The sequence below is a fragment of the Lapillicoccus sp. genome (genome assembly GCF_046595215.1).
Classification (GTDB): Bacteria; Actinomycetota; Actinomycetes; order Actinomycetales; family Dermatophilaceae; genus Lapillicoccus.
On the sequence record NZ_JBKJPP010000011.1, the window covers coordinates 1 to 4,522 of the forward strand.

Sequence of the window (4,522 nt, forward strand, 5' to 3'; positions counted from 1 at the left end):
CCCAGACCCGAACATCGGCGACCGGATGAGCTCGGTCGGCGTAACGTGGAACTGGTACTCGGGCGGCTGGGACGCTGCCGTGGCCGGGACACCGGGCGCCAACGTCCAGTACCACCACCAGCCGTTCAACGACGTCGCCAACTACGCCCCCGGCACCCCCGGCAGGACGCACCTGAAGGACGAGACGGCGTTCGTCGCCGCAGCAAGGAACGCCACCCTGCCGCAGGTCCCTTTGTCAAACCCTACGGGGACGAGAACGAGCACCCCGACGACGCGAGCGAGGCCCACGGCAGCGACCACCTCGTGCGCCTGCTCAGGCCCATCACCTCGGGTCCACACGTCTCCCCGCCGAGGACCGACGCCTGGGGTCCCGGGACCCGCGTCCCGGCACTGGTCCTCTCGGCAGGCAAGCAGAGGTCCGGCGTCGACAGCACCACCTACGACCGCTGACCGGTCTGGCCGAGGCTGAGTTCCGCGCGCCAGCAAACCGGGACTGGATGCACAGGAGCGTCGCGCGCGCCGTCGCTGCGGTGACCCTGTGCCGCAGCGGCGCATCACGGCATACCGGAACTCCCGACGCGGACCTGACGCGTCAGCCCGCCTCGAACCACCGTGTGGTCAGTCGAGCAGCGGACCGTTCGAGGTGGAGACGGACGAGGCCGCAGGGAACCTGGTCGAACATGAACCGTCCCGTCGCGTCCGCCTCCGTGGTGAAGGAAGCGGTGGCGGTCTCCAGGGTGACCCTGAGCCCGGCCAGACCGGCCGGATCGAGCACTGCACCGAGCAGCCCACAGAAGGCAACTCGGGACGTCACCTCGACGTCGATCGCGACCTCACCGAACTCGAAGAAGTGCAAGTGGCTGGTCGGTGCCGACGCCCGGACGGCGAACTCGGGCTCGTCGAGCACCACCTTGTCCATGAGCTCCCCGTAGGGGTCACGGAAGGTGAACGCGGCATACCCCATCTGGATGACGTCCATGGGGACCGGGTCGATGACGTCGACGATCGCGCCGAGCCGTTCCAGCATCTCCACGTCGGACGGATGGATGTCGCTGTGCTCAACCATCAGCTCATCCCTCCTCTGTTGGCCTCGAAGGCGTAGTCGGACTCTCCGGCCAGGACCCGAAGACGCTGAACGCACCGCATCCGGGTGGGGCCGATCGAGCCCACTGGCATGTCGAAGGCAGCCGCCACCTCATGGTATCCCGGCCGATCATGGGACATCAGGACCCTCAGCAGTTGCTGGCAGCGCTCCGAGAGCTGGGCGAAACACGCCCACAGGTGTGCGTCCCGCTCGCTCTCGAGCAGGGCGGCGTCGAGGGCGGCAGCCTGCGGGTCGACCACGCCGACTCCCAGGTCATCACCTCTGACGAGGACGTCGCGGCCACTGCGGCGCAACACCGCCAGGGCCTCGCGCCGCGCCGTGGTGGCGAGCCAGCCGGGGAGTGCGAGCGGCTGCTGGATGCTCTCAAGATGGTCCAGCAATCGCAGCCACGTGTTCTGGACGACGTCGGCTGCGTCATCCTGAGAGAGTCGGTGCGCCCTGGCCACCGACCAGAGCAGGCTGGTGAACCGGTCGACGATGGCGTTCCACGCCTCTTGGTCTCCGGCGGCCGCCGCTACGACCAGATCAGGGAGGCTGCCTCTGTCGGTCATGTCTGGCCCCTTCCGCCCCCACAGTGTATGACTCACATGGCGCAGAGCGCAGTCGATTGGAGCCTGATACACGATGGGCCAACTCGTGAGACCGTTGTTCCGCCAGACCCTTATCCCGAGAGGAGCCCGCGTGGTGACCTACCAGTTCACCTGCGACGAGGACGGTCCCACCGAGGTCAGCCTTCGCATGGGGACTGCCCCTGACTCGATTCCCTGCCCGAGGTGTGGGGAAGGCGCCCGGCGGGTGTTCTCCAGCCCGATGGTCTCCCATGTCAGCCAGCCAGCCATGCGCCTCATCGACTCGACGAAGGCCACCAGCGATCGCCCCCAGGTGGTCACCTCCATCCCCTCTGGGGGAGGTCGACGGAAACGGCCGCCGGGGCCTTCGAATCCGGCACTCCAGAAACTGCCTCGACCGTGATTCACGGCAGGCGACCGGGCCCTCCGGCGCTCCCGGGGCTACCAGGGGTATGGCGCCCACCGGGTGTGCTCGGCCCAGCGAGACATCGGTACGTCCATGCCGCCGGTGACCTGCGTTGGCCCGTCGGACGACGGTCGGATGTCGATGTCGAAGATCGCGCGCGGCAGGTAGACCGTCGAGCACGCGTTCGGGATGTCGACGACACCGGACAGTCGTCCCTCGATGGGGGCAGAGCCGAGGATCATGTATGCCTGGATTGCGCTGTAGCCGAACTTGACGAGGTAGTCGATGGCGTGGAGACAGGCTCGCTGGTAAGCCAGGAACGGGTCGAGGTAGCGCTGCTCACCGTCCAGGGTCACCGACGTCCCGGAGAACGCCAGCCATTCGCTGTAGAGCGGATCGGTGATACCAGGCATGAAGATGGCGTTCTCGGTGACGCCGTAGGTGTCCATGCCACCCTTGATGAGGTCGACGCCGAGCACCATGTAGCCGCCCATCTCGATGGCGCCACAGAAGGTGATCTCGCCGTCACCCTGTGAGAAGTGCAGGTCGCCGAAGGACAGGTTCGCTCCGTCCACGAACACCGGGTAGAAGACCCGCGTCCCCTTGGTGAAGTTTTTGATGTCCTGGTTGCCGCCGTTCTCCCGGGGTGGCGCCGTGCGCGCGCCTTCGGCGGCGGCCCGCTCGAAGGCCTCACCCGACAGGGATCCGAGGATCGCACTGTCGGGGTTCGGAGGAAGCGCCAGGGGCGGCACGCGGCCCGGGTCGGTCGCGATGAGGTCCGTCTCTCGCTTGGTCCACTTCGCGAGGAGCTCCGCAGACGGAGCCGTGCCCATGAGGCCGGGGTGGACGATGCCGGTGTAGGAGACGCCCGGGATGTGGCGGGAGGTCGCGACTCCTCCCCGGAAGTCCCAGATGACCTTGTAGGCGTCAGGGAACTGGTCGACGAGGAACCCGCCACCGTTCTCCTTGGGGAACACCCCCGTATAGCCCCAACCCTGACCCGAGATGCCGTTCGGGTCCTCTTCGTCGCACGGCCCGATGTCGAGGATGTCGACGACGAGCAGGTCCCCGGGCTTGGCCCCCTCCACGCGGAAGGGACCACTGAGGACGTGCACGCCTGCCAGCGGCGCATCACGCACATCATCTGCCGAGTCGTTGTTGCGGATCGCCCCGTCGAACCACTCCCGGCAGTCCGCGCGGAACGTGTCACCGGGCTTGACCGTCACGTTCGCGGGAACATCGGGGTGCCACCGATTGTGTCCGACGTACTGCTGATCCGTGAAGGACTTCTTGTTGTCGAGCGGGAAGAGATTCTTTGGCATGTCCAATCCTCAATGCTGGGTCGAATCCTCAGTGCTGGGTCGAAACCGTGGGCGGCCGGACGGGTGTTCCCGCAGCGGAGACCGTCGTTGGCCGGTGCATCCCGAAGAAGAGCGCGCCGAACACCACGATGGCGAACACTCCCAGGATGATCGCGAACGTGTTCGCAGGGATGAAGGTGAGGTGCCCCGTCAGCAGCAGGAACGCCGGAAGTGCTCCCGTCACCCAGCCCTCGATCGCTGCCACGGCCCCCGTGTACCTGCCCAGCCCGTCACGTCGGCGAGCAAGGAGGAGGAAGAACAGGAGCCAGAGGAAGCTCCAGTAGAGCCAGATCACGCCGAAGACGGGATCCCCCGCCTGGAAGCTGATGACGGAGTAGACCACCGCCGCCACCGCCACGAAGAGCGAGAACATGCCCAGCCCCGATCCGTCCAGATCGGCCAGGAGGTTCCAGCCCACGTAGAGATACGTGAAGCCGAAGAGATACAGCCCGGACGCAGCGAGGATCTTCGTGGCGTCGCCGTCCGCGTTGATGATGAGGTACGTCGGGGTCACGACCTGCAGAAAACCGACGAACACGTTCAGAGGGGCCGCCGACTTTCCGTCGATCCAGCCGAGCAACATTGCCCCGTTCAGGAACAGGATCGCCCCCACGTACAACAGCCCGACTGCGCCCATCTGGCGCCGCCCTTCTGGTCACGCCGAGGCCGACTGGCTAGCATCGCGGACTCGACTCATCCGAACCATCATCCCCTGCGCTCAAAAGGAAGGCTCCTCCTCTCTCTTACGGCTGTCAAGAAATTCGCCGGACTCCGCCCGCGTCCTTCTACTCACGTGGCACGCCCGGGCCTCGACAGTTCGACTCATCGCTCAGTCAGTCGATTGAGGGATCTGTTGCCTGGGTCCGTTCGTGTGAGAGGACGTGTTCGATGGGTCCGCGGGTGATCATGATCAGGGCGAGGGCGGGGTGGGAGTGGAAGCCGTAGGCCCGGTCGATAACCAGCCTGACTCGCCGATTCAGTCGCCACTGTGGCGACGCCGCCGACCCACCTGATCGACGTCGCCTCCAAACGGCTGCAGCCGCTGACCCTGCGAGCCCGGGACCGGATGAACACCGCCAGC

Annotated in this window: 5 protein-coding genes; 1 reads left to right on the forward strand and 4 read right to left on the reverse strand. The window is 66.4% G+C overall.

The genetic code is table 11. The features are described from left to right. Window positions 1-13 precede the first annotated feature (13 nt). The gene (locus tag ACLL9L_RS00920; protein ID WP_411282764.1) at window positions 14-469 is read left to right on the forward strand and encodes a hypothetical protein; all 456 of its coding nucleotides are present in this window, start codon (window positions 14-16) and stop codon (window positions 467-469) included. Window positions 470-592: 123 nt separating this feature from the next. Here ACLL9L_RS00920 and ACLL9L_RS00925 read toward each other — a convergent pair whose 3' ends face one another. The 4 genes from ACLL9L_RS00925 to ACLL9L_RS00940 all read right to left on the reverse strand — a co-directional run bounded on the left by ACLL9L_RS00925 (window position 593) and on the right by ACLL9L_RS00940 (window position 4,078). Beyond that, entirely contained in the window at window positions 593-1,066 is a 474-nt protein-coding gene (locus ACLL9L_RS00925; protein WP_411282760.1) for a carboxypeptidase regulatory-like domain-containing protein, read from the reverse strand. Continuing rightward, window positions 1,066-1,656, reverse strand: coding sequence for an RNA polymerase sigma factor (locus ACLL9L_RS00930; protein WP_411282761.1), 591 nt, complete (start codon window positions 1,654-1,656; stop codon window positions 1,066-1,068). Before ACLL9L_RS00930 ends, ACLL9L_RS00925 begins: the two co-directional genes overlap by 1 nt. A 459-nt stretch (window positions 1,657-2,115) precedes the next feature. Further along, the gene (gene fmdA, locus ACLL9L_RS00935) at window positions 2,116-3,402 is read right to left on the reverse strand and encodes a formamidase (RefSeq protein ID WP_411282762.1); all 1,287 of its coding nucleotides are present in this window, start codon (window positions 3,400-3,402) and stop codon (window positions 2,116-2,118) included. Between the two features lie 28 nt (window positions 3,403-3,430). Further along, window positions 3,431-4,078 carry an AmiS/UreI family transporter gene (locus ACLL9L_RS00940; RefSeq protein WP_411282763.1) on the reverse strand — a complete coding sequence of 216 codons (648 nt, stop codon included), beginning with the start codon at window positions 4,076-4,078 and terminating at the stop codon, window positions 3,431-3,433. Between the last annotated feature and the right edge of the window lie 444 nt (window positions 4,079-4,522).